The sequence below is a fragment of the Rhizobium sp. BK376 genome, from assembly GCF_004341625.1.
In the GTDB taxonomy this organism is placed as follows: Bacteria; Pseudomonadota; Alphaproteobacteria; order Rhizobiales; family Rhizobiaceae; genus Rhizobium.
In genome coordinates, this window is the sequence record NZ_SLZG01000004.1 from 435,695 (window position 1) to 460,745 (window position 25,051).

The 25,051-nt window shown below is 58.4% G+C and carries 25 protein-coding genes; 13 read left to right on the forward strand and 12 right to left on the reverse strand.

Annotation, left to right across the window (positions count from 1 at the left end; translation table 11 throughout):
- The first annotated feature begins 110 nt into the window (after positions 1-110).
- A complete protein-coding gene (locus EV561_RS14115; protein WP_132522449.1) occupies positions 111-818 on the forward strand; it encodes a DUF1013 domain-containing protein in 708 nt (235 codons plus the stop codon).
- An 80-nt stretch (positions 819-898) separates the two neighbouring features.
- Here EV561_RS14115 and EV561_RS14120 read toward each other — a convergent pair whose 3' ends face one another.
- Together EV561_RS14120 and EV561_RS14125 are read right to left on the reverse strand one after the other, a co-directional pair.
- A complete protein-coding gene (locus EV561_RS14120; protein ID WP_132522451.1) occupies positions 899-2,815 on the reverse strand; it encodes a propionyl-CoA synthetase in 1,917 nt (638 codons plus the stop codon).
- Between the two features lie 94 nt (positions 2,816-2,909).
- Positions 2,910-3,569 carry a YggS family pyridoxal phosphate-dependent enzyme gene (locus tag EV561_RS14125; RefSeq protein WP_132522453.1) on the reverse strand — a complete coding sequence of 220 codons (660 nt, stop codon included), beginning with the start codon at positions 3,567-3,569 and terminating at the stop codon, positions 2,910-2,912.
- Between the two features lie 198 nt (positions 3,570-3,767).
- Here EV561_RS14125 and leuS point away from each other — a divergent pair, with 198 nt between their 5' ends.
- From leuS to holA, 3 genes are read left to right on the forward strand one after another with little or no spacing between them, the layout of a single operon-like run.
- Positions 3,768-6,398, forward strand: a complete 2,631-nt coding sequence (gene leuS / locus EV561_RS14130; RefSeq protein WP_132522455.1) for a leucine--tRNA ligase — start codon at positions 3,768-3,770, stop codon at positions 6,396-6,398.
- Positions 6,388-6,909, forward strand: a complete 522-nt coding sequence (locus EV561_RS14135) for a hypothetical protein (RefSeq protein ID WP_132522457.1) — start codon at positions 6,388-6,390, stop codon at positions 6,907-6,909. Before leuS ends, EV561_RS14135 begins: the two co-directional genes overlap by 11 nt.
- Positions 6,910-6,925: 16 nt before the next feature.
- On the forward strand, positions 6,926-7,963 hold the full coding sequence (gene holA, locus EV561_RS14140; protein WP_132522459.1) for a DNA polymerase III subunit delta: 1,038 nt from the start codon (positions 6,926-6,928) through the stop codon (positions 7,961-7,963).
- Between the two features lie 53 nt (positions 7,964-8,016).
- On the opposite strand, the gene EV561_RS14145 is transcribed toward holA, so the two are convergent.
- From EV561_RS14145 to hemE, 8 genes are all read right to left on the reverse strand, one after another.
- Entirely contained in the window at positions 8,017-8,904 is an 888-nt protein-coding gene (locus tag EV561_RS14145; RefSeq protein ID WP_132522461.1) for a ParB/RepB/Spo0J family partition protein, read from the reverse strand.
- A gap of 32 nt (positions 8,905-8,936) precedes the next feature.
- A complete protein-coding gene (locus EV561_RS14150; RefSeq protein WP_132522463.1) occupies positions 8,937-9,734 on the reverse strand; it encodes a ParA family protein in 798 nt (265 codons plus the stop codon).
- A gap of 22 nt (positions 9,735-9,756) precedes the next feature.
- On the reverse strand, positions 9,757-10,374 hold the full coding sequence (gene rsmG, locus EV561_RS14155) for a 16S rRNA (guanine(527)-N(7))-methyltransferase RsmG (RefSeq protein WP_132522465.1): 618 nt from the start codon (positions 10,372-10,374) through the stop codon (positions 9,757-9,759).
- Between the two features lie 25 nt (positions 10,375-10,399).
- Positions 10,400-12,280 (reverse strand): tRNA uridine-5-carboxymethylaminomethyl(34) synthesis enzyme MnmG, encoded by a 1,881-nt coding sequence (gene mnmG / locus EV561_RS14160; RefSeq protein ID WP_132522467.1) that lies wholly within the window; start codon positions 12,278-12,280, stop codon positions 10,400-10,402.
- Positions 12,281-12,378: 98 nt separating this feature from the next.
- Positions 12,379-13,698 (reverse strand): tRNA uridine-5-carboxymethylaminomethyl(34) synthesis GTPase MnmE, encoded by a 1,320-nt coding sequence (mnmE, locus tag EV561_RS14165; RefSeq protein WP_132522469.1) that lies wholly within the window; start codon positions 13,696-13,698, stop codon positions 12,379-12,381.
- A gap of 108 nt (positions 13,699-13,806) precedes the next feature.
- The gene (gene rho / locus EV561_RS14170) at positions 13,807-15,072 is read right to left on the reverse strand and encodes a transcription termination factor Rho (RefSeq protein ID WP_132522471.1); all 1,266 of its coding nucleotides are present in this window, start codon (positions 15,070-15,072) and stop codon (positions 13,807-13,809) included.
- 192 nt (positions 15,073-15,264) lie between these two features.
- Positions 15,265-15,804 carry a protoporphyrinogen oxidase HemJ gene (hemJ, locus tag EV561_RS14175; protein WP_132522473.1) on the reverse strand — a complete coding sequence of 180 codons (540 nt, stop codon included), beginning with the start codon at positions 15,802-15,804 and terminating at the stop codon, positions 15,265-15,267.
- 4 nt (positions 15,805-15,808) lie between these two features.
- Positions 15,809-16,843: a uroporphyrinogen decarboxylase gene (gene hemE / locus EV561_RS14180; protein ID WP_132522636.1), complete on the reverse strand. Its 1,035-nt coding sequence runs from the start codon at positions 16,841-16,843 to the stop codon at positions 15,809-15,811.
- 400 nt (positions 16,844-17,243) lie between these two features.
- Here hemE and EV561_RS14185 point away from each other — a divergent pair, with 400 nt between their 5' ends.
- Genes EV561_RS14185 through dnaQ form a run of 5 tightly spaced genes read left to right on the forward strand, consistent with a single transcriptional unit; the run spans position 17,244 to position 20,864 of the window.
- The gene (locus EV561_RS14185) at positions 17,244-18,065 is read left to right on the forward strand and encodes a pyruvate, water dikinase regulatory protein (RefSeq protein ID WP_132522475.1); all 822 of its coding nucleotides are present in this window, start codon (positions 17,244-17,246) and stop codon (positions 18,063-18,065) included.
- 35 nt (positions 18,066-18,100) lie between these two features.
- Positions 18,101-18,697: a Maf-like protein gene (locus EV561_RS14190; RefSeq protein WP_132522477.1), complete on the forward strand. Its 597-nt coding sequence runs from the start codon at positions 18,101-18,103 to the stop codon at positions 18,695-18,697.
- Positions 18,690-19,547, forward strand: a complete 858-nt coding sequence (locus EV561_RS14195) for a shikimate dehydrogenase (protein WP_132522479.1) — start codon at positions 18,690-18,692, stop codon at positions 19,545-19,547. Before EV561_RS14190 ends, EV561_RS14195 begins: the two co-directional genes overlap by 8 nt.
- Complete coding sequence (coaE, locus tag EV561_RS14200) at positions 19,547-20,149, forward strand: dephospho-CoA kinase (protein ID WP_132522481.1); 603 nt, start codon at positions 19,547-19,549, stop codon at positions 20,147-20,149. Before EV561_RS14195 ends, coaE begins: the two co-directional genes overlap by 1 nt.
- Position 20,150: 1 nt before the next feature.
- Positions 20,151-20,864 carry a DNA polymerase III subunit epsilon gene (dnaQ, locus tag EV561_RS14205; protein WP_132522483.1) on the forward strand — a complete coding sequence of 238 codons (714 nt, stop codon included), beginning with the start codon at positions 20,151-20,153 and terminating at the stop codon, positions 20,862-20,864.
- 59 nt (positions 20,865-20,923) lie between these two features.
- Here the strand turns inward: dnaQ and secB are convergent, their stop codons facing one another.
- The gene (secB, locus tag EV561_RS14210; protein ID WP_132522485.1) at positions 20,924-21,409 is read right to left on the reverse strand and encodes a protein-export chaperone SecB; all 486 of its coding nucleotides are present in this window, start codon (positions 21,407-21,409) and stop codon (positions 20,924-20,926) included.
- Positions 21,410-21,516: 107 nt separating this feature from the next.
- Positions 21,517-22,035: an FxsA family protein gene (locus EV561_RS14215; RefSeq protein WP_132522487.1), complete on the reverse strand. Its 519-nt coding sequence runs from the start codon at positions 22,033-22,035 to the stop codon at positions 21,517-21,519.
- A gap of 141 nt (positions 22,036-22,176) precedes the next feature.
- Here EV561_RS14215 and EV561_RS14220 point away from each other — a divergent pair, with 141 nt between their 5' ends.
- The 4 genes from EV561_RS14220 to EV561_RS14235 are packed head-to-tail and all read left to right on the forward strand — an operon-like array spanning position 22,177 to position 24,924.
- The gene (locus tag EV561_RS14220) at positions 22,177-22,878 is read left to right on the forward strand and encodes a Tim44/TimA family putative adaptor protein (RefSeq protein ID WP_132522489.1); all 702 of its coding nucleotides are present in this window, start codon (positions 22,177-22,179) and stop codon (positions 22,876-22,878) included.
- The gene (locus EV561_RS14225; RefSeq protein WP_132522491.1) at positions 22,875-23,993 is read left to right on the forward strand and encodes a murein transglycosylase A; all 1,119 of its coding nucleotides are present in this window, start codon (positions 22,875-22,877) and stop codon (positions 23,991-23,993) included. The genes EV561_RS14220 and EV561_RS14225 overlap by 4 nt, the downstream gene beginning before the upstream one ends.
- Positions 23,993-24,562: a Smr/MutS family protein gene (locus tag EV561_RS14230; protein WP_132522493.1), complete on the forward strand. Its 570-nt coding sequence runs from the start codon at positions 23,993-23,995 to the stop codon at positions 24,560-24,562. Before EV561_RS14225 ends, EV561_RS14230 begins: the two co-directional genes overlap by 1 nt.
- A complete protein-coding gene (locus EV561_RS14235; RefSeq protein ID WP_132522495.1) occupies positions 24,559-24,924 on the forward strand; it encodes a helix-turn-helix transcriptional regulator in 366 nt (121 codons plus the stop codon). Before EV561_RS14230 ends, EV561_RS14235 begins: the two co-directional genes overlap by 4 nt.
- Positions 24,925-25,051: the final 127 nt, after the last annotated feature.

A 25,051-nucleotide genomic window follows, 5' to 3' on the forward strand; every position in this document is an offset into this window, starting at 1 on the left:
AAAGAATTGCAATTCTGTGTCACTGCGGTTATATAGCGCTATATTTCCCGGACAATATGGTGAAACCCACCGACCGCGACACCGGCGCGGACGACAGAAGGACTATATCCATGGCTCAACAACTGCTCATGCCGAAGGCGACCGCCATCTGGCTCGTCGACAATACCGCCTTGTCTTTCGACCAGATCGCGCAGTTCTGCAAGCTGCATCCGCTCGAGGTCAAGGCAATCGCGGACGGCGAAGCCGCGCAGGGCATCAAGGGCCTGGATCCGATTTCGACAGGCCAGCTGTCGCGCGATGAAATCGCCCGCGCGGAAGGCAACCCGAACTACAAGCTGAAGCTCTCCGAGCCGAAGGTTCGCGTGCCGGAATCCAAGCGTCGGGGCCCGCGCTACACGCCGGTTTCCAAGCGCCAGGATCGCCCGAACGCCATTCTCTGGCTGGTTCGCAACCATCCGGAACTGAAGGACGCGCAGATTTCCCGCCTCGTCGGCACGACCAAGTCGACCATCGAGCAGATCCGCGACCGCACACACTGGAACTCGACCAACCTGACCCCGATGGATCCGGTCACGCTTGGCCTCTGCAGCCAGATCGACCTCGACATGGAAGTCGAAAAGGCCGCCAAGGGCCGTCCGCTGCCGACCGCCGCCGAACTCGGCGCAACGCTGCAGCCGGCGCAGGAAACCGAGAAGCTCGGCTTCAGCTACGATCGCGACGAGGAGAAGGAAAAGGAAATCGACGCCGACGCCGTTTTCGCCAAGCTCAAGTCGCTCAAGTCGACCCCCAAGGACGAAGACGAGGACGATCAGTACTAAGATCGACCACTTCCAGGACATGGATCAAGCCCGGCTTTTCGCCGGGCTTTATTTTTGCCTTTGAGAGACGAGGGAGGCGCCTAGAGCGCCACCGAACCGTATCCTCGCTCACGCAAGGCGGCACCAATCTCGTCGAGGATGGCGGGATCGTCGATGGTGGCGGGCATTTTCCATGGCACGCCATCTGCGATCTTCTGCATCGTCCCCCGCAGGATCTTGCCGGAGCGGGTCTTCGGCAGTCGCTTGACGACGATTGCCGTCTTGAAGCAGGCAACCGGCCCGATTTCGTCACGGATCAGCCGCACAACCTCGTTCTCGATAGCCACTGTTTCCCGTGAAACATTTTTCTTCAGCACTAGGAAGCCGCAGGGCACCTGTCCCTTAAGGCTGTCGCTGACGCCGACGACAGCGCATTCCGCGACATCGGGGTGGCGCGCGCACACTTCCTCCATCGCGCCCGTGGACAGCCGATGGCCCGCACAATTGATGATGTCGTCCGTGCGCGCCATGATGAAGAGATAGCCGTCCTCGTCGATATAGCCAGCATCGGCGGTCTTGTAATAGCCGGGAAACTCCGTGAGATAGACCGCTCGAAAGCGCTCGTCCGCGTTCCACAGCGTCGGCAGACAACCGGGCGGCAAGGGCAGCCGGAGAACGACATTGCCGAGGGTGCCAGCAGGCACGGGATGGCCCGCATCATCCAGAACCTCGACCGCATAACCCGGCATCGGCACCGACGGCGAGCCGTGCTTGACCGGCAAAAGGCCGAGCCCCAGCGGATTTGCGACGATCGGCCAGCCCGTTTCCGTCTGCCACCAATGATCGATGACCGGCACTCCCAGCATCCGCTCCGCCCATTTCAGCGTTTCCGGGTCTGCGCGTTCGCCGGCGAGAAACAGCGCCCGAAAATGCGGCATGCGATAGGCCTTGATGAAATCGCCTTCGGGATCGTCACGCCTGATGGCGCGAAACGCCGTCGGCGCGGTAAAAAGCACCTTGACCTGATGCTCAGCACAAATCCGCCAGAACGTTCCCGCATCCGGCGTGCCCACCGGCTTGCCCTCGAAGACGACGGTCGTGACACCAGCAAGCAGCGGCGCATAAACGATGTAGGAATGGCCGACCACCCAGCCGATATCCGAGACGGCCCAGAAAACCTCTCCCGGCTTCATCCCAAAGATCGCCGACAACGACCAATAAAGCGCAACCATATGCCCGCCATTGTCGCGCACAACGCCTTTTGGCTGACCCGTGGTCCCCGACGTGTAGAGTATATAGAGCGGGTCGGTGGCTCCGACCGGCGTGCAAGCGATATCGGCGCCGCGCTCCCGCTCCTCCATAACCGCGGTCTCGAAATCGATATCTCGCCCAGGCAGCAACTCAGCCGCCAACTCCGGCCTCTGCAGCACAAGGCAATGTTCCGGCTTCACCTTGACCAGGGACATCGCCAGGTCGAGCAAGGGTTTGTAGGCAACCGCACGGCCCGGCTCCAGCCCGCAGCTCGCCGTGATGACGAGCTTTGCACCGGAGTCGTCGATGCGGCTCGCCAGCTCATTGGCGGCAAATCCGCCGAAGACGACGGAATGAACTGCGCCAATGCGCGCGCAGGCGAGCATGGAGAAGACCGCTTCCGGCACCATCGGCATATACAGAATGACCCTATCGCCTTTGCCGACGCCGAGACCGATCAAGACGGCCGCAATTGCCTTCACCTCGCGCAGCACGTCGCCGAAACTGAAGCGGCGCTTGGCACCCGTCATTGGGCTGTCGAAGATGACAGCCGTATCGGCCCCACGTCCGGCAAGGACATGCCGATCGACGCAATTGTAACAAGTGTTGGTCTCAGCGCCGATAAACCAGCGCCCATGGACGCCATCGTCAGCGGCAAAGACCTTTTTCGCAGGCTTGAACCAGTCGAGTCCCTGAGCGGCACGCTCCCAGAAACCCTCGGAATCGCTCTTCCAGGCCGCATAGACCTGATCATACTCGCTCTGCATTCGCTCCTCCCCAGGATATGCAAGCCGATATCAGGACAATCTAGGGGAGGGGAGGGGATACAGGAAGCCCGACCAAAGCGGTAAAAGCTTCGGCTCAGCGTGCCCCGAAAATAGCGGAACCCACACGAACGCTGGTGGCGCCAAAGGCAATCGCGGTTTCATAGTCACCGGACATGCCCATCGAGAGCTTCTCGACACCGCATTTCTTTGCAAGCTTCGCAAGAAGTGCAAAATGCGGACCCGGATTTTCTTCCGCCGGTGGAATGCACATCAGACCTTCGATCGAAAGCCCGAGTTCGTCACGGCACAGCGTCACGAAGGAAACAGCATCGTCCGGCGCAATCCCCGCCTTCTGCGGCTCAAGCCCGGTATTGACCTGCACGTAGAGCCTGAGGACGCGATCCTGGCGCTTCATCTCGTCGGCCAGCGTGCGCGCGATCTTTTCACGGTCGACAGTCTCGATGACGTCGAATAGCGCCACCGCCTCGGCAGCCTTGTTGGATTGCAGCGGCCCGATGAGATGGAGCTCGATACCGGATGTCTCGGCCTTCAGTTCCGGCCACTTGCCCTGGCTTTCCTGGACACGGTTTTCCCCGAAGACACGCTGGCCCGATTCGATCGCCAGCCGGATCACGTCCGCCTCGAACGTCTTCGAGACGGCGACGATCTGCACCGAACCTTCGGGGCGCCCCGCCTGCTGTTCCGCTGTTGCAACATGCAGACGCACATCGTTCAGCCGCTCTTGAAGTTCCATCGTCTCGCCTCGACATAAGTGCTGCTTCGTGATTTCTGAAGTAAAGAGCGGCCACGCTCTTGCCAAGGCCCAGCTTGCAGAATCCGACGCTTAAAGCCCCTGTCTCGACTTCTGAAATACCCGCCAAACTTGACGCTCGATTGGTTTCGTGATGAAGGTCACCACCAACTCCCATGATTTTTCCGGAATACAGGTCTGATGGCTACCGAACGTTATAATCCGCGCGACGCCGAACCGCGTTGGCAGCAGAAGTGGAACGAGGAAAAGGTCTTCGTTACCGACAACGCCGATCCGCGCGAAAAATACTACGTCCTTGAAATGTTTCCCTATCCGTCGGGCCGCATTCACATGGGCCACGTTCGCAACTATGCCATGGGCGATGTCGTCGCCCGCTACAAGCGCGCCCGCGGCTACAATGTGCTCCACCCGATGGGTTGGGATGCTTTCGGCATGCCGGCCGAAAATGCTGCCCGCGACAACAAGGTTCATCCCAAGGAATGGACCTATCAGAACATCGCTTCCATGCGCTCGCAGCTGAAGGCGATGGGCCTTTCGCTCGACTGGAGCCGTGAATTCGCCACTTGCGACGTCGAATATTATCATCGCCAGCAGATGCTCTTCATCGACATGATGGAAAAGGGGCTGGTTTACCGCAAGAAGTCCAAGGTGAACTGGGATCCGGTCGACAACACCGTGCTTGCCAACGAGCAGGTGATCGACGGTCGCGGCTGGCGCTCTGGCGCCCTGGTCGAGCAGCGCGAGCTGACGCAATGGTTCTTCAAGATCACCGAATTCAGCCAGGATCTGCTGGACGCGCTGGACACGCTCGACCAGTGGCCGGAAAAAGTGCGGTTGATGCAGAAAAACTGGATCGGTCGCTCCGAAGGCCTGACCATTCGCTGGGAAATCGTACCCGGTACGGCCCAGAGCGAAGACCGTGAAGTCACCGTCTATACCACGCGCCCCGATACGCTTTTTGGCGCGTCCTTCCTGGCGATCGCAGCGGATCACCCGCTGGCAAGGGATGCAGCCGCTGAGAATCCGGCTATCGATGCCTTCTGCGAGGAGTGCCGCCGCGCCGGCACCTCGCTGGCAGCCCTGGAAACGGCTGAGAAAAAGGGCATGGACACCGGCATCCGCGTCAGGCATCCGCTCGATCCATCCTGGGAGCTGCCGGTCTATGTCGCCAATTTCGTGCTGATGGACTACGGTACCGGCGCGATCTTCGGCTGCCCTTCCGGCGACCAGCGCGACCTGGATTTCGCCCGCAAATACGGCCTGCCGGTCGTTCCCGTCGTCGTGCCGGCAGATGGTGATGCAGCAAGCTTCACCGTCGGCGATACCGCCTATGACGGTGACGGCGTGATGATCAACTCGCGCTTCCTCGACGGCATGTCTACGGACGAGGCATTTGAAACCGTCGCCAGGAAATTGTCCGCCGCAACGCTCGGCAACGAGCCGCAGGCCGAGCGCAAGGTGAATTTCCGCCTGCGCGACTGGGGTATTTCCCGCCAGCGCTACTGGGGCTGCCCGATCCCGGTTATCCATTGCGACGATTGCGGTGTCCTGCCGGTGCCGAAGCAGGATCTCCCGGTCAAATTGCCTGACGACGTGACCTTCGACCAGCCTGGCAATCCGCTGGATCGGCATCCGACCTGGCGACAGGTCGCTTGCCCGCATTGCGGCAAGGAAGCCCGGCGCGAGACGGATACGATGGATACCTTCGTCGATTCGAGCTGGTACTACACCCGCTTCACGGCACCCTGGGAAGACCAGCCGACGGACAAGGCCGTTGCCGATCGCTGGCTGCCTGTGGACCAATATATCGGCGGCATCGAGCACGCGATCCTGCATCTGCTCTATTCGCGCTTCTTTACCCGCGCCATGCGCGAAACCGGCCATGTGGGTGTCAACGAGCCGTTCAAAGGTCTGTTTACCCAGGGCATGGTGGTTCATGAGACGTACAGCCGCAGCCAGGGCCTGACTCGCGAATGGATATCGCCGGCCGATCTGCGCATCGAGGAAATCGACGGCAAGCGCCGCGCGGTCCTGTTGTCGAGCGGCGAAGAAGTGACCATCGGCTCGATCGAAAAAATGTCGAAGTCGAAGAAGAACGTGGTCGACCCGGATGATATCATCGCATCCTACGGCGCCGATACGGCACGCTTCTTCGTTCTCTCCGATTCGCCGCCGGATCGCGACGTCATCTGGTCCGAAGCAGGCGTTGAAGGCGCACATCGTTTCACCCAGCGTGTCTGGCGTTTGGTGTCCGAGGCTGCCGAGGCACTGAGCGGTATCGAATCGACTCCGGCTAAGGATGGCGAAGCGCTGCCCGTTTCGCAGATTGCGCATCGGACGCTGAAAGCCGTCCAGGGCGACTACGACAAGCTCGCCTTCAACAAGGCCGTGGCGCGCATCTACGAGTTCGTGAACGCCCTTGCCGCCCCGTTGGCGAAAGTTGCCGCTGGTGAGGCCGACAAGGCCTATAGCGCCGCTATCCGCGAGGCTGTCGAGATCCTGATCGCCATCGTGGCGCCGATCACGCCCCATCTGGCCGAAGAATGCTCGTCTGCCATTGGCAACACGCATTTGATCGCGATGTCGGCCTGGCCTGACTACGACGAAGCCTTGGTGGTGGAAAACGAGGTCATGCTGCCGGTACAGATCAACGGCAAGAAGCGCGCCGAATTGACAATCGCGCGCGACGCGGATCAAGATGCCGTAACGAGTGCTGTACTAGCCTTGGATGCCGTCCAAAGTGCGTTGAATGGTCAGGCGCCAAAAAAGATCATTGTCGTTCCACAGAGGATCGTAAACATTGTCGTCTGATTTCATTCTGAAGCTCGCCCGCGCTGCGGGCGTGGTGTCTTTGGTCGCGGTCGGCGGCTTGCTTTCCTCCTGCCAGGTGCGGCCGCTCTATGCCGAGAATACCGGCGTGACCCAGAAGCTCGCCGCCGTATCCTTCTCTGACGTTGGTAGCCGGGTTGGCCTTGAAGTCCGGAACCACCTCGTCTTCATAGCCAACCACGGCGGCGGCGAACCAAAGAACCCGCAATATGACGTCACTTTGACGGTGACGTCAGGGACTTCAGGCGTCATCTATCTGCCATCGTCTTCGACGTCGGCGGCAGCGCGTACGACCGTGACTGTGTCCTACATGCTGAAGCGGATAAGCGACGGCAAGGTACTGAAGGCCGGCAACCGCGCCGCGACCTCGCTGCTTGACCAGCCGACGCAGGAATTCGGCAAGATCCGCGCCGACATCGATTCCGAAAACCGTGCTGCGGCGGAAGCCGCAGAGCTGGTCGCAGCCGATCTCGCCGCGACGCTCAGCCGTTGAATGCCCGGTCGTCGAGATGACGGAAATCAAGTCACACGAATTTGACGGATTCCTACAAGGCTCGGCGCGCAATTACAGGATCTTTATCGTCTACGGGCCCGATCGCGGGCTCGTCTCAGAGCGTGCAGCGGCAATTGCCCAAGGGACAAAGATTGCCCTCGACGACCCTTTTTCGCTCCTGAAGCTCGACGTCGGCGATCTGAGTGGCGTTCCTGGCCGCCTCATCGATGAAGTCAACTCCATTGGGTTGTTTGGAGGCGAGCGGCTCGTCTGGGTGCGGGGCGCCGCAAACGAAAAAGCGCTCATCGATGCGCTCCAAGTCATTGCCGAAAAGCCGCCCGAGAGCTGCTTTGTCATCGTCGAAGGCGGCGACCTGAAAAAGGGCGCGGCCTTGCGCAAGATAGGGGAGGGTAACAGATCAGTTGCAGCAATCGCCTGCTATGCTGACGACGCCCGTGCTCTGAACGGCTTGATTGATAGTGAGCTGGCAAAAGAACATCTCCGCATCACGCCTGCCGCCAGAGAGACCCTGCTGGAACTCCTGGGCGGCGATCGCATCGCCTCTCGCAACGAGATCAGCAAACTGGCGCTTTATTGCCGCGGCCTAGACACGATTGACGAGCAACATGTCAACGAGATTATCGGCGACGCCAGTGCCGTCTCTGCCGATGACGCAGTCGACGCCGTCCTGAAGGGTGATACCGAAGCCTTCCAGCATGCCATCCGAAAGATTGCTTCTTCGAAGACACCCATGTTCCTTGTTTTGCAGGGATGTCTTCGTCAGTTTCAGATGCTCGATACCATGCGCTTAGAGATGGATGAAAAGCGGCTGCAGCCGGCGCAGGTGATGCAAACACACGGCCGGCATCTGCATTTCAAGCGCAAGCCTGTCATCGAGCAGGCGTTGCGCACATGGACTGGGGCGGCAATCGCCCGTGAAACAAACAGGCTTCAGGCCGCCATCTTCCAGACCCGCCAACGCCCCAGCCTGGAAGACAGCATCGCCATACAAACGCTTCTGAGCACGACCCTGCAGTCGGCCCGCAAGGGCTAGTCGTCGCCTAAGGCGAAATCGATATTTGTGAAACAATGGGCTTTCGAGCGGCCTCAGCGCCGCTCGAGCAACCTGCAGATCTCTTCGAGCTGCTCCAGGGTCTTGTAGCCGATGCGAACCTGACCACCGCCATTGCCCTTGTGATTGATGGAGACATCCAGCCCCAAAGTGTCCGACAGCGTGCGCTCCAGGGCGAGCGTATCGGAATCCTTGGTGTCTCCCTTGGGAATAGCGGAGCGTGGCTCGCTCTGGGCCTTAATATCGTTCTGCGCAAGCCGTTCGGCATCGCGCACGGACATGCCCTTGGAAACGATGGTCCGAGCCAGCGCCGCGGGATCTGATGTCGATACCAGGGCGCGAGCATGCCCTGCCGACAGGCTTCCGCCGGCCAACATGTCACGTACCGGATCGGGAAGTTTCAGCAATCGCAATGAGTTAGCCACATGGCTGCGGCTCTTGCCGATGATCTCGCCAAGGTCGTTCTGCGTGTAACCATGCTCAGCAATCAGCTGCTCGTAGCCAAGTGCTTCTTCGAGCGGGTTGAGGTCCGCACGCTGGACGTTTTCGACGATCGCGATCTCCAGCGCCGTCTTGTCATCCACATCGCGAACGATCACCGGAATCTCGACCAATCCTGCGAGCTGGGCGGCACGCCAACGTCGTTCGCCGGCTATTATCTCGTATCGATCGGCTGAAATAGTGCGAACGACCACAGGTTGAACGATGCCATGCTGGCGGATCGAACTCGCGAGATCATGAAGCTCGGCCTCGTCGAAATAGCGACGAGGGTTCCTGGGATTACGGCTGACAAACTCAATCGGGATCATCCGGTCCGGATTGATGCCGGAACGTCCTGTCTCAACAGGCGTCGATTGATCCATTTCTCCAATCAGTGCAGCCAACCCGCGGCCGAGGCGCCGTTTTGAAGGATCATCGTTCATCGCGCTTTACTCGCCTTTATACCAATTTTTAACTATGCAGCCGCCTTGCGCAGCCGCTCCCTCTGAATAACCTCAGAAGCAAGCTGAAGATAGGCCTGGCTGCCTGCGCACTTCAGATCATACAGAATCGCAGGCTTACCATAGGACGGAGCTTCCGATACGCGGACATTGCGGGGAATGAGCGTATGATAGACTTTCTCCCCCAAATGGGTGCGAACGTCGCTGACGACCTGCTGTGCCAGATTGTTCCGGGCATCGAACATCGTCAGCACGATACCCTGGATGTCCAAGGACGGATTGACAGTCCGGCGAATCTGATCGACGGTCTCCAGAAGCTGACTAAGACCTTCCAGCGCAAAGAACTCGCACTGAAGCGGAACCAGAACGGAATGAGCGGCCGCCATTGCGTTCATCGTCAGCAGGTTGAACGAGGGCGGGCAATCAACCAGTATATAGGCAAATTCCGCAGCTTCGGCAGATGAGAGGGCGCGCCGCAGACGGAAGACTCGGTCGCTCTGCTGAGAGATCTCCATTTCCACGCCGAGCAAGTCCATAGTCGACGGAATAATGTAGAGATTAGGAACTGCGGTCTCCTGAACCGCCTCCTGAACGCCATGCGTCCCGACCAGCAAATCATACGAGGATGATTTGCGGTTGCGACGCTCAATACCGAGACCAGTGCTGGCATTGCCCTGAGGATCCAGGTCAACAATCAGCACCCGTTCGCCGATCGCCGCTAGCGCCGTTGCGAGATTGATAGCGGTAGTGGTCTTTCCGACCCCACCCTTCTGATTTGCGATGGTGATTATACGATTGCGTTCGCCTGCCATGGTCGCTCTCACCTGAAATGGTTTAAACTTTCCGCCGGAGTCCGGAGATTTCCAGGATAACGGAATCCCGCTCAACGACACTCTGATGTTCTACCAGATCAAATTCCCAACGACCACGCGCTTTTTGAGTTTCGGTTTGGTAATCCCGGCCTTTATGCAAAATTAACCGAAGATCAGGGTTGCGTTCGGCCCACCCATATGAATAGCCGAGCAGAGTATCCAGATCAGCAAGCGCTCGAGCGGAGAGAAAATCGCAATCTGGGACGATTTTGCGCGCTTCTTCAATCCGAACTGCATGGACCGCGCCTCGGGCCGAGCATTCGCGAAGACACACCCGTAAGAAGGCAGCCTTTTTCTGGTTGCTCTCGATCAGATCGACATGGCCGGTCCCTGACTCCGCAAGAAGAATCGCGGTAACAATGCCAGGAAAGCCACCCCCACTTCCAAGATCAACCCAACGACCCGGGCTTGTATTAAACCGAAAGATCTGGGCGCTGTCGAGAACGTGACGCTGCCATAGGTCTTCCAAGGTCGATGGCGCAACCAAATTGATCGTCGCCGCCCATTTCCGAAACAGCGATACGAAATGCTCTAGGCGCTCCTGTGTTTCACGTGAAACACGTAGACCGTTCAATTCCATTTGAGACTCTCAAACATTGCAAAGATTAAGCCGAGCGCGCAACTGCGAGCTGCTTCTCCAGTTTCTTAAGCTGGGCCAACAGGAGCGAAACCGCAGCTGGTGTCATCCCCTCTATGCGGGCTGCTTGCGCAAGATTCACCGGGCGCACCGAGCTCAGCTTTTGTTTCAGCTCATTTGACAGACCAGAGAGTTGGTCAAATGCAAATGAGTCCGGGATGACCCGGTCCTCCTCGCGGCGCGTCTGCGCAATATCCGCTGCCTGCCGATCCATATAGACCGCATAGCTCGCTTCAATCTGAATGGCCTCCGCAACGGCCTGCCGAATAGCGCCAAGTTCTGGCCAGAGCACACGAAGCGCCGCGATTGATTGGTCCGGATAAGACAAGATCTCATAGGCGGTTCGCCGCTGTCCGTCCTGGTTCAACCTCAGCCCAGCCTTGTCAGCCTCCTTTGGCGTGACACTTAAACTCCGCAGCGTATCGCGCGCCTCGGCAAGCTCCCGAATGTGGCTCCCGAAGCGTTGGGCACGGGCCTCCCTGACGCAGCCGATTTCAAGGCCGACCGGAGTGAGCCGCAGATCAGCGTTGTCGACGCGCAGCGAAAGCCGATATTCCGCGCGCGAAGTGAACATGCGGTAGGGCTCTGCTACGCCGCGAGACGTCAAATCATCGATCATCACACCAATATAGGATTGAGCGCGGCTAAGATGAACAGAAGCGCCACCCGACGCCATTCGCGCAGCATTTAGCCCCGCGAGAAGCCCCTGCGCTGCGGCTTCCTCATATCCCGTCGTCCCGTTAATCTGCCCGGCAAGAAAGAGGCCAGGAACTTTTCTGACTTCAAGCGATGGCTTGAGTTCGCGCGGATCGACGTAATCATATTCAATCGCATAGCCTGGTTGCAGGATCCGCACTTGTTCCAGCCCCGGAATAGTTCTGATAAACAGATCCTGAATCGAGGCGGGAAGGGACGTTGAAATTCCATTGGGATAGACGGTATCGTCATCCAATCCCTCTGGCTCAAGAAATATTTGATGCCCGTCTCGTTCGCCAAACTTGACGATCTTATCCTCGATGGAGGGGCAATAGCGCGGCCCTACGCCCTCGATCTGACCGGAATACATGGCGGACTGATTCAGATTGTCCGCTATAATCTTGTGTGTCGCAGATGTCGTACGTGTTACGCCGCACTCGATTTGCTCATTCCGGATTACGTCCGTCATGAAGGAGAATGGGATTGGATCGGCGTCCGCGCCTTGCCGCCCAACGCTATCCCAATCGATCGTCTTACCATCCAAGCGGGCCGGCGTGCCGGTCTTCAGACGCCCCAACCGGAGCTCGCGTCGTGCCAAGGTCTGTGAAAGACCAAGCGACGGTTCTTCTCCGACACGTCCAGCGGGTGTCCGTTCGTTTCCGATGTGAATCAATCCGCGCAGGAATGTTCCGGTTGTGAGGACGGCTGCCCCACATTTCAGAATGCGACCATCCTTCAGGATAACTGCCGTCAGGCCGCTATCGCTCAGTTCCAAGTCGAAAGCATCGCCCTCGATCACATCAAGGTTTTCGATCGAGGCGATTTCCGCCTGCATGGTCTCTCGATAAAGCTTCCTATCGGCCTGGGTGCGAGGACCACGGACCGCAGGTCCCTTCTTTCGGTTCAGCATGCGAAACTGAATACCCGCGGCATCGGCGACCCGACCCATAAGGCCATCAAGGGCATCGATCTCCCTCACCAAATGCCCTTTACCCAGCCCGCCTATGGCCGGATTGCACGACATGACCCCGATCGTTTCTTTCTTATGAGTAACTAAGGCTACACTGGCGCCCATACGCGCTGCCGCCGCCGCAGCCTCACAGCCGGCGTGTCCGCCACCGATAACGATGACATCATATGTCTTATTGAGCATCTCGCGCTCCTATACTACCAAATACGATCGGTCGGAACCTATAAGGTTTCACGTGAAACAGTTGCCACCTTATAGCGCAGATCGCTGTTTCACGTGAATCATTTGCCAATGCAGAACTCGGAGAAGATTACATCAAGTAAGTCTTCAACATCAACGCGACCTGTGATCCGTCCGAGGCTCTGGGATGCCAGTCGAAGATACTCGGCTCGAATATCCAGACTCTCCTGCGAGCTAGCCGCCGCTCTCGCCACCCAATCGGTCGCCTCTTGAAGCAGCTTTCTATGCCGCAATCGGCTTGGCAACGAAAGCGACGAACCATCACCGTAAGAGCGGAGATGCCCAAGAATGAGCAGCCTCAGCTTATCTAGACCTTCGCCTGTCGTCGAGGACAGGCACACATCATAATCCGCCGACGATTCACGAATGTCGAGCTTCGTGCCAATTCGAAAGACCTTGCCGGAGAGAGTAGGGAAATCCTGCTGCGCAGGAAGACCGATCTCAGCCAGCGAGAGAACCACATCGGCCGCGGAGACCGCATGAAGCGCTCTGCGAATGCCCTCTCTCTCAACAACCTCTTCCGTCTCTCTCAGCCCGGCCGTGTCATAAAGACGAACGGCGTAGCCTTCGATATCAAGGTCGACATGGAGAACATCCCTCGTCGTGCCGGCAATATCGTTAACAATCGCCACCTCACGCCTCGCCAAGGCATTCAGTAGGCTGGACTTGCCGGAATTCGGTGCGCCGGCGATTACCACTTTCAACCCATCGCGGACAATCTCACCAAAGGCAGCGCCAGCCAAATGAACGGACAACTCCTTCTGCAATTCCGCCATATCCGCCCAGACCTGCTGAGAGACTGATCCTGGGACGTCGTCCTCGTCCGCGAAATCGAGCTCCGCCTCGATCAGCGCCCGTGCACGCGTCAGGCGATCAGCCCAGCCGCTATAGCGATCCGAAAGGCCTCCGGCGCTGTGTTCAACGGCCAAGCGCCGCTGCATCTCCGTCTCGGCAGCGATGAGATCGGCAAGGCCTTCTACCTCGACCAGATCCATCCGGCCATTTTCCATGGCTCGACGGGTGAACTCACCGTGCTCGGCGAGCCTGCAGTCATCGGAGGCATCAAGTTCGGCCAGCAGGCCAGCCACAACGGCTTTGCCACCGTGGAGCTGAATTTCGATACAGTCCTCACCGGTAAAGGAATTCGGCGCCGGGAAGGATAGAACCAAACCCTTATCAAGTACGATTCCATTACGAGTCCGAATCGTTCGTAGGGCAGCCTGCCGCGGCGCCGGAACAGATCCGACCAGTTGCTCGAGAATAAAGGTTGCCTGCGGTCCGCTCACCCGTACAACGGCTACACCAGCCGGCAGCGAGCCGCTGGAGAGCGCAAATATCGTGTCTGTGTGAAGCCTACTCATCGCTACGCCAAATCAGTTCGGTTCCGAATCGTTACTCGCGGCCCTAATAAATATGGGCCGCACAACGTGCGACCCGCATAAACCAACAGCTGAATCCGGCTAAGGAAATCAGGTATTCATCGACTCGAAGAAGTCAGGATTGTTCTTGGTCTGCTTCAGTTTGTCGATCAGGAACTCGATTGCATCGGTCGTTCCCATCGGAGCCAGAATACGGCGAAGGACGAAGATCTTCTGCAAGTCCTGTCGCGGCACCAGAAGGTCTTCCTTGCGCGTGCCGGACTTAAGAATATCCATTGCCGGGAAGATGCGCTTGTCGGCGACCTTGCGATCAAGGACGATTTCCGAGTTACCGGTACCCTTGAATTCTTCGAAGATGACTTCATCCATGCGGCTGCCGGTATCGATGAGCGCGGTTGCGATGATCGTCAGCGAACCGCCTTCTTCGATGTTGCGGGCAGCGCCGAAGAAGCGCTTCGGACGCTGAAGCGCATTCGCGTCCACACCACCTGTCAGAACCTTACCGGAAGAGGGAACGACGGTGTTGTAGGCGCGGCCGAGACGGGTGATCGAGTCGAGTAGGATGACGACGTCACGGCCATGTTCGACAAGCCGCTTGGCCTTTTCGATGACCATCTCCGCCACCTGGACGTGCCGCACGGCGGGTTCGTCGAAGGTCGAGGAGATAACCTCGCCGCGAACCGAGCGCTGCATGTCGGTGACTTCCTCAGGCCGTTCGTCGATCAGCAGAACGATCAGATAGCATTCCGGATGATTTGCCGTGATCGAATGGGCGATGTTCTGGAGCAGAACCGTCTTACCGGTGCGCGGCGGCGCGACGATCAGGCCGCGCTGGCCCTTGCCGAGGGGCGCGACGAGATCGATGACACGCGGGGACAGATCCTTGCTCGTCGGAATATCGAGCTCCATCCGGAAACGCTCGTTCGGATAGAGTGGCGTCAGATTGTCGAAATGAACCTTGTGGCGGATGCGCTCCGGATCGTCGAAATTGATCGTGTTGACCTTAAGCAGCGCGAAATAACGCTCCCCTTCCTTAGGTCCGCGGATCGGTCCTTCGACGGTATCACCCGTCTTCAGAGAGAAACGACGGATCTGGGAAGGAGAAATATAGATGTCGTCCGGGCCTGGCAGGTAATTGGCATTGGCGGAACGCAGAAAGCCGAAGCCATCCTGCAGGACTTCCACGACGCCTTCCCCAATGATTTCCACGTCCTGGCTGGCGAGCATCTTTAATATGGCAAACATGAGCTCCTGTTTGCGCATCGTGCTTGCATTTTCGACCTCGAGCGATTCTGCAAAAGCCAGAAGATCGGTCGGGGATTTGTTCTTAAGTTCTTGAAGCTTCATTTCAGCCATGAAGGGAATTACTCTACGTTTTAAAAGGGGGAAGGCGATGTTGCTCGTATTCGGGACCGCGATGGGGGACTCGCGGGCGACTGAATGATACATGCCACGAAGATGAGATGGCCGGAAAATAGCGATTCATTTTCACCCCCGCAAGGGGGGAGGCCGAAATGAAATAAATTTAACCTCCACCCTCAGCCTCGCTCAGCCGAAAGGTTTGACGACGACCAGGATGACGATCGCAATCATCAGGATCGTCGGTGCTTCGTTCATATATCGCCAGTACCGCGCAGAATGACGGTTCTTGTCCCGGGCGAATGCCTTCACCGAACGGCTGAAGGAAATGTGGACGAGGGTCAGAAGGACGACGAGACCGATCTTCATATGCAGCCACGTCCCCTGAAAGCCGTAGACCGACCAGGCGAGATAAAGGCCGAAGATCCAGGTCAGCATCATGGCCGGGTTCATGATGACCTTGAGCAGGCGTTGCTCCATCACCTTGAACGTCTCAGACTGCACCGAGCCGACTTCTGCGTCCGTATGATAGATGAACAGCCGCGGCATGTAGAACAGCCCCGCCATCCAGGAGATGACGGCGATGATGTGCAGCGTCTTGATCCAGAGATAGAGATTGTCGGGCTGCCAGACGAAGAGCCCGACCGCCAGCACGACAAAGAAGGCTATCGCCAGATGGGCACGCCGTCGCGCATAATTTCCGGGCCTTGCGTCGGTCTGCTTTTCCATCGCCTCAGCCCTTCCATGCCCGCACACGCTCGACCAAGGTCGACACGTTTGCCGGATCGGCCTGGGGCGTAATTCCATGTCCCAGATTGAAGATCAGTGGGCCATTGCCAAGCGCCTGCAGGATCGCGTCTATGCCTTCCTCGAGCGCCCGACCGCCGGCAACCATCCGCATCGGATCGAGATTGCCCTGAACCGGCCCTTCCTTCTGCAGCTCCTTAGCAAAGCTAAGCGGCACAGCCCAATCGAGCCCGATCGCGTCCGCACCGGTCTTACGACGATAATCCCTAAGCAGATAGCCGGCGCCCTTGGCAAAGGCGATCACCCGAGCGTTCGGACGTCTCGACTTGATCGACGCGATCATCCGCGCGACAGGCCTTACCGCAAATGCCTCGAACTCCGCTTCGCCGAGAACACCCGCCCAGGAGTCGAATATCTGGACGGCATCGGCGCCGGCATCGATCTGCGCCACCAGATAATCGGCCGAGATGTCGGCAAGAAGCATCAGCAGATACTCGAACGCCTTTCGATGCCGATAGCCGAAGAGACGGGCAGGGGCCTGGTCCGGGGTACCGTGGCCGGCAATCATATAGGTCGCCACCGTCCAGGGCGCGCCGCAGAAGCCCAGCAGAGTGGTCTCCTGCGGAAGCTCGTGCCGCAAGCGACGCACGGTCTCCAGAACCGGAGCGAGATGCTCGACGATCTCCTCACCGTTCAGAGCGTGGATCCCGGTCTCGTCGATCGGATCCATCTCCGGGCCATGTCCTTCCGTAAAACGGACATTGCGCTTCAGAGCATCCGGAATGACAAGGATATCGGAAAACAAAATTGCAGCATCGAAGCCATAACGCCGGATAGGCTGTAGCGTCACCTCGACGGCAAAATCTGGCGTATAGCAAAGATCGAGGAAACTTCCTGCCTTGGCGCGAGTTTCCCTGTACTCTGGGAGATACCGTCCTGCCTGGCGCATGAGCCAGATAGGAGGCGGTATGACAGTTTCGCCGTCCAAGACACGCATTATCTTCCGGCGTTCATCGCTCAATCCCATGCCCTCTTCTAAAATCAAATCTATTTAAAAGAGTTTCTATTTCTTAGAGTCGGTGACTATCAAGGATTAAACGCGCTCCACAGACCGTGCGATTTGTCGCGTCTGTCCATCCGGATTAGCCTGAGAACAGGATTGATTGAAAAAAGTCGGGCATTGTCCGGAATCCTTCAATCTTCTCCGCCGCTTGCTGTGACCCCGGAAGAAATCGGCTCTGTGGATAAGCTGGGGAATGTTGCTCAGGAATTAATGTTGTCCACACTTCCCACATTCGCCCTTTTCTAACCCCCGAAAAATTGCCGATGTGGAAAAATCGGCAGTTTTCCCCTTGCCCCTGCCGAGGCGATCGTCCTACCTCTTCGCCGTCCCGCCTTATCAACAGAGGATGGAAAATAGCGTGGAGAACCGCACAAGCTTCTTTCATCTTCATCTGATTTCTGACTCCACCGGAGAGACTCTCATATCCGCTGGACGCGCGGCCTCGGTTCAGTTCCATGCCAGCCAGCCGATCGAACATGTCTATCCCCTGGTTCGAAACCGCAAACAGTTGCTGCCCGTGCTGGAGGCGATCGATAAGAGCCCCGGCATCGTCCTCTATACGATCGTCGATCGTGAACTGGCGGATCTGATTGATGAGCGCTGCAGGGACATGGGTGTCCCCTGCGTCAACGTGCTCGAGCCTGTCCTGAATGTCTTCCAGACGTATCTCGGGACCATGTCCCGCCGGCGCGTCGGTGCGCAGCATGTGATGAATGCCGATTATTTCGCGCGGATCGAAGCGCTCAATTTCACCATGGACCACGACGACGGCCAGATGCCCGATGATTATGATGATGCCGACGTGGTCATTATCGGCATCAGCCGAACCTCGAAAACGCCAACAAGCATCTATCTCGCCAATCGCGGCATCAAGACAGCGAACATCCCGATTATCCACGGCATGCCGCTTCCCGAAAGCCTTATCCAGGCAACGAAACCTCTGATCGTCGGCCTCGTCGCGACGACGGATCGCATTTCCCAGGTCCGCGAAAATCGCATCCTTGGCACGGCCGCGGGCTTCGACCGCAGCCACTATACCGATCGCGCGACGATTTCCGAGGAGTTGAAATATGCCCGCTCGCTCTGTGCTCGGCACAATTGGCCTGTGATCGACGTCTCCAGGCGATCGATCGAGGAGACCGCAGCCGCGATCGTTGCCCTGAGGCCCAAGCTGCGATAAGCCGCAAATACTGCCGGACTTCAGAGGTTCCCGATATGCCCGATCTAATCCTTGCTTCCTCCAGTCCCTTCCGTCGCATGCTGATGGAAAATGCCGGGGTGAGGTTCGAAGCCGTGGCCGCCGATATCGACGAGCGGGCAATCGAAGCGTCGATTGAAAACGAGGGTGCAACGCCTGACGCCGTGGCGCTCATCCTTGCCAAGGCAAAGGCCGATGAAGTGAGCCAACGCTTTCCCGGCGCGCTTGTGATCGGCTCGGACCAGACAATGTCGCTCGGGTCACAGGTGTTTCATAAGCCAAAAGACGTGGCGGACGCGGAAAATCATCTCAGTCTCCTTTCCGGCAAGACGCACCGGTTGAATAGCGCCATCGCCCTGGCGAAGGATGGCATTATTGTCTGGGAGCATATTTCCCACGCCGACCTGACGATGAGGGACCTTTCAAAGGACTTTATCCATCGCCATCTCTCGCGCGTCGGTGAACGCGCTCTCTCCAGTGTCGGCGCCTACCAGTTGGAGGGGGAGGGCATTCAACTCTTCTCGAAGATCGACGGCGACTACTTTACGATATTGGGTTTACCGATGCTGCCGCTTCTGCAGCAATTGCGCTTGATGGGATCGATCGATGCATGATTCACGTGAAACACTCGGGCCAAATGCTTTCGTAACCGGCTATCCAATCAAGCATTCGCGCTCGCCGCTGATCCATGGCCACTGGCTGCGCACGCTCGATATTCCAGGCAGCTACCGCGCCCGTGAGGTAAAGCCGGAAGATTTTCAGGCCTTCATTCAGTCGCTGAAGGAAGGCACGTCTTCCTTTGTCGGCGGAAATGTCACCATTCCGCATAAGGAAATGGCGTTCAAGCTGGCTGATCGCCCGGATGAGCTGTCTCAGGAACTCGGCGCCTCGAACACGCTCTGGCTCGAAGATGGCCTGCTTCATGCCACGAACACGGACGGCCGCGGCTTTACCGCGAACCTCGATCAGCGGCATCCAGGCTGGGACGAATCTGACCGTGCCGTCATTCTTGGGGCAGGGGGAGCAAGCCGAGCCATCATACAGGCAGTCCGTGATCGCGGCTTCAGAGAGATCCACGTGGTCAATCGCACCGTCGAGCGCGCGCAGGAACTAGCCGACCGCTTCGGCAATAAGGTGAAAGCACATCCGATGCCTGATCTGGCGGAGGTCATGCGCAATGCCGGCCTCTTCGTCAACACGACCTCGCTGGGCATGGATGGCGAGCCCGCTCCGGCAATCGACTTCTCTCCCCTAGCCTCGAACGCCGTCGTCACGGATATTGTTTACGTTCCCCTCAAGACCCCACTTCTTGCGCAGGCCGAGGAACAGGGTTTTGCAACGGTCGATGGGCTTGGTATGTTGCTGCACCAGGCGGTCCCTGGTTTCGAGAAATGGTTCGGCAAGCGGCCTGTCGTGGATGATGCCGTGAGGGATCTGATCATCGCCGACATGGACAGGCACTGATGATCCGGCTTGGTCTTACCGGATCGATCGGCATGGGAAAATCGACAACGGCTCGACTGTTTGCTGATGCCGGCATCCCGACAAATGATGCCGATGCCGTGGTCCACGAACTCTATGCCGGCGCAGCCGCGCCGCTGGTCGATGCGGCATTTCCCGGAACGATGAAGGATGGCGTGGTCGATCGGCAGGAACTTGCGCGCCAGCTCGCCGCCGATCCTGCAGGCTTCAAGATTTTGGAAGGGATCGTCCATCCCTTGGTTCGCGAGCGGGAAAGGCAGTTCCTTGAGCAAGCGCGGGCGAAAGGCGCAGATATTGTCGTCCTCGATATTCCCCTGCTGTTCGAATCAAAAGCCGAGAGCCGTGTCGATAAAATCGTCGTCGTGAGCTGCGATCCACAGATTCAACGCACCAGAGTGCTTGCCCGCCCGAACATGACGGAGGACAAATTCAATATGATTCTCTCCCGCCAGATGCCGGATGCGGAAAAGCGATCGAGAGCCGATTACGTGATCGACACTGGTCATGGCGTTGAAGTGGCGCGGGAGCGGGTAGAAGAGATCATTGCCGAACTACGCGGCCGAACTGCTTTCCAGGGAAACTGATATGCGCGAAATCATATTCGATACGGAAACAACAGGACTCGACAGCCGCAGCGACCGCGTGATCGAAATCGGCGGCATAGAGCTCTTCAACCATTTCCCGACTGGCCGCACCATCCATCTCTTCGTCAATCCCGGCGACCGGAAGGTCCATCCCGATGCCTTGGCCGTCCACGGCATTACCGACGAATTTCTGAAGGACAAGCCGTCCTTCGCCGACGTCGTCGAAGAGATTTTGGAGTTCTTCGGCGACGCCAAATGGATCGCCCATAACGCCACATTCGATATGGGTTTCGTCAACGCGGAATTCGCCCGCATCGGCCTGCCGCCAATCCTGCCGGAATCGGTCATCGATACCCTGGCGCTCGCGCGCCGCAAGCATCCGATGGGTCCGAACTCGCTCGACGCGCTATGCCGTCGATACGGCATCGACAATTCGCACCGCACCAAGCACGGCGCGCTTCTAGACTCCGAATTGTTGGCAGAGGTCTATATCGAGATGATCGGCGGTCGCCAGACCGCCCTTGGTCTGGGCGTCAGTGCATCATCCAGTCAGGCCGGAAACAATTACGACGCGGACGATGCTGTGGTCATTGCCTTGACGCGTCCGCGGGCATTGCCCGAGCGCTTGACGGAAGACGAGCGCGGTGCCCACGAAGCCCTGATCGCCAAGCTGGGGGCAAAAGGCATCTGGTCGAAATACGGAACGCAGAACTGAAAATGAAAATGCCCGGATTTTGGTCCGGGCATCTTTGTTTGGTACTACGATTTTAAGGCTCAGTTCGGAACGGCCTGAACCTGAGCGCGGGCCTGTTCTTCGGCCATGCGCTGCGTGAACATCTGGGCAAAATCGATCGGGTCGATCATCAGCGGCGGGAAGCCGCCGTTGCGGGTGACGTCGCCGATGATCTGGCGCGCGAAGGGGAAAAGCAGCCGCGGGCATTCGATGAAGAGAAGCGGCAGCATGTGCTCCTGAGGGAAGCCGGTGACGCGGAAGACGCCGCCATAAACGAGCTCGGTGTGGAAGAGTACCCGGTCGCCATCCTTGGCTTCGGCGCTCAGGCTCAGCACGACGTCGAAATCGGAATCCGACAGCGGATTGGCGTTGACGTTCACATTGATGTTGATGTCAGGCGCCTTGTCGCGGGCCTGAAGAGAACGCGGAGCGCCGGGATTTTCGAAGGAAAGATCCTTGGTATATTGCGCAAGAATGGTGAGGCTCGGGTTTGCGGCGCCGTTGCCGTTGCTGATGTCGGTGGCCATGGGTTTTCCTCGCGGCTTTTATTGGGTGTCGCCATCTAACATTTCGACACCGGCCTTACAACCCTGAGCGCCAGCAGGATCATCTGCCTCCGGCAATCAATCTAGACCTAGTCGCCCAGCTGCTTTTTGTCCGACCAGGGCGAGTTGCGGTTAGGTTCGCGCTGGAAGTCTTCTTGATCGAGATCGACCACCGGACCTGCCGGTCGCGGCCCGGATTGCGGCTTCGGTCCACCGCGGCTGCCGCCGCGAAATGCGGACGACGATCCAAGGACGACGATCCGCTTGCTCAGATATTTCCAGGCAAGATCGCGAACAGGGGGAAGGAAGAGAAGGAGGCCGAGTATGTCGGTTATGAAGCCCGGCAGCAGCAGCAGAAAGGCTGCGACGACGATCATCGCACCGTGAACCAGGTCGCGACTGGGAATGCCGCCATTTTGGGTTTCCTGCGAGATTCGCCGCAGAATGCCTGTTCCCTGGATCCGCAACAGGGCTGCTCCCAGCATGGCGCTGAGGATGACGAGTCCAAGCGTAGCCCACAATCCGACCGCCTTGCCGACGACCACAAAACCGGCAATCTCGGCAAGCGGCATCAGAAAGATTGCGATGGGAATGAGCGAAAGGCGCATAGTGTGTAGTCCTCGCGATGCCAGTTCCAATAGCGTTAATCCATCATGCGCTACAAAGAAACGGTTCGGCTATTTGAATGATGGGTCTTTGCGGACTATATGGTGTTCCAACAATGGATGTAACAGCGGTGCCGGTACGATATGGGTTCTAACGACTTTGTGACGCTCTTCTTTCTGGTGGCGGCGGTGCTGATCTTTCTTCAGCTCCGTAGTGTCCTTGGTCGGCGCACCGGAAACGAAAAGCCGCCGCGTGATCTCTATTCGCCGCGCGATGCCGCAGCCACGTCGGAAACCCCTGACGCCGGCAAGGTCGTTACGCTGCCTCGCCGCGACGTGGTCGAAGACGAAGACCGGTTCGCCGCCATCGACGCCTTCACCCCGTCGGGAACGCCGCTCAATGATTCGCTGAGGGAACTCAGCAAGGCCGATCCGTCCTTCAATCCGAAGGAGTTCATCAACGGCGCGCGCATGGCCTACGAGATGATCGTCATGGCTTTCGCCAACGGAGACCGGAAATCGCTGAAGGGCCTTCTGTCCCGCGAAGTCTATGACGGTTTCGATGCAGCCATTTCCGATCGCGAAGCAAAGGGCGAAAAGGTGAAGTCCACTTTCGTCGGCATCGACAAGGCGGATATCATGCACGCCGAAATGAAGGGCTCCGAGGCGCTGGTCACCGTTCGCCTCGTCAGCCAGATGATTTCGGCGACCTACGACAAATCGGACACGTTGATCGAAGGCGATGCGGAATCGGTCGGCGAGGTCAACGATCTCTGGACCTTCTCGCGCGATACGCGCTCGCGTGATCCGAACTGGAAACTTGTGGCGACCGAATCGGAACAATGAGCGCAGCGCCTGGTGATTTCCGGCTGGAGCCGGTTGCTTTCGACGATTTGAAGGGCTGGAGGGACGATGATCCTTCCGGCCTTTTTCGCGCAATGAGGGACTGTCGCAGTTATATCACAGGAACGAAACCCTACCGCACCGGTTCACTCGGTCTGTCGGCAGACGACCTTCTGCCATTGCTGGATGATGCTGTGTCCTTCGATCCCGCAGATGCCGCCGAGGCGCGTGCATTCTTCGAAGAACGCTGCCGTCCCTTCCTCATTCACCGCGCCGATGGCAATCCCGGTTTCGTGACGGCCTTCTACGAGCCGGAGATCGAGGTATCGGCCGTGCCGGACGCGATCTATCGCTACCCCTTCTATCGTCGTCCGGATGACCTGATCGACCTGGACGACAAGAATCGACCCGAAGATATCGACCCTTCCTACATGTTCGGGCGACTCAAGGACGGGCTGATTTCCGCCTATCCCGATCGTGGCGAAATTGACCGCGGTTGCCTGGAAGGGCGCGGGCTCGAGATTGCTTGGACGAAATCCAAGGTTGATCTGTTCTTCGTCCATGTGCAGGGCGCTGCCCGGCTGCGCTATCCCGATGGACGTCTCGGGCGGATCACCTATGCGGCGAAGGCCGGCCACGCGTTTTCTCCGGTCGGCCGGCTTCTCATCGATCGCGGCGAAATCGCGCGGTCGGAGATTTCGATGCAATCGATCCGGGCCTGGCTGAACGCCCATCCCGACCAGATCGATGAAGTGCTCTGGCACAACCGGTCCTACATATTTTTCCGCGAAGCCGCCGTCGACGATCCGCAGGCCGGACCTGTTGCCGCCGCGAAAGTTCCGCTGATTGCCGGCCGCTCGCTGGCGGTGGACCGGCTGATCCATACGTTCGGCTTTCCATTTTTCATCCGTTCGCAGAGCCTGACGCACCTTGATGACGGCCGGCCGTTCCAGCGGCTGATGCTGGCGCTCGATACCGGCTCGGCAATCGTTGGCCCAGCCCGCGGCGATATCTTTACCGGCTCCGGATATGACGCCGGCGAGCTGGCGGGTACGGTGCGCAACGATGCCGATTTCTACATCCTCCTTCCGAAGGCGGCAGCCGAGAGGTTTGGCTGATGGCCAAGGATCGAAAGCTCAGCAATGAAGAACGGATCCTCTGGGGCAAGGTCGCAAAGAGCACGCGGCCGCTGCCGGAGCGCAAGAACGATCTGAGCGCCCTGGACGAATTCCTGGCGGAGGAACAGGCGCAGCAGACCGCGCGGCTGGAAAAGACGAAAATCGAGCTTCAAAGCTCGGCGGCCCAACCGTCCACCCCCTTGCCGCAGAAGCAGCTTCCCACCCGGCACCATCCGCTGGAGAAGCCGGTCAAGCGCAAGATCGCCAAGGGCCGGTTGCCGCTGGAGGCCCGTATCGATCTTCACGGCATGATCCAGAGCGAGGCGCATGTGATCTTGCTCGATTTCCTCATACGGGCGCATGAGCGCGGACTTCGCCATGTCCTAGTCATCACGGGCAAGGGTAGCTCGATGGGTAGCGACGGTGCTCTCAAGCGCGCAGTGCCGTTCTGGTTCTCGAAGCCGGAATTCCGCTACCTGATATCGTCCTATGAGGCCGCAGCCCAGCATCATGGCGGCGAGGGTGCCCTCTATATCAGGCTGTCGCGACCGCGCGGGGAAAGGCCATGACGCCCTTCGGCGAGGCCATCCGGAAGCTTAGGCTTCGCAAGGGCGTGTCGCAAAAACAGATGGCGGCCGCGCTCAATCTCTCGCCGGCCTATCTCTCGGCATTGGAGCACGGCAAGCGCGGACTGCCGAGCTTCGATCTGCTGCAGCGCATCGCCGGCTACTTCAACATCATCTGGGATGAAGCGGAGGAATTGTTCCTGCTGGCACGGGTTTCCGACCCGCGCGTCGTCATAGATACATCGGGCCTCGAGCCCGAATATACCGCCTTTGCAAACCGCCTCTCGATTGAAATCCGCCATCTCGACAAGGCGACGATCAGAGCCCTGATGGCAATGTTGGAAAATACCCGAAAAAGCGGCTGAAAAGCGCCTTAATCCCCTGTTTTATAGGCACTTCAGGGGCCATATATTTGGAAGTTCGGGGAAAAGCGCCCTATAGTCCGGAGTGGAAGCCCGATGATTCGCCGGATCATCGATTCCCTCTGTGCAA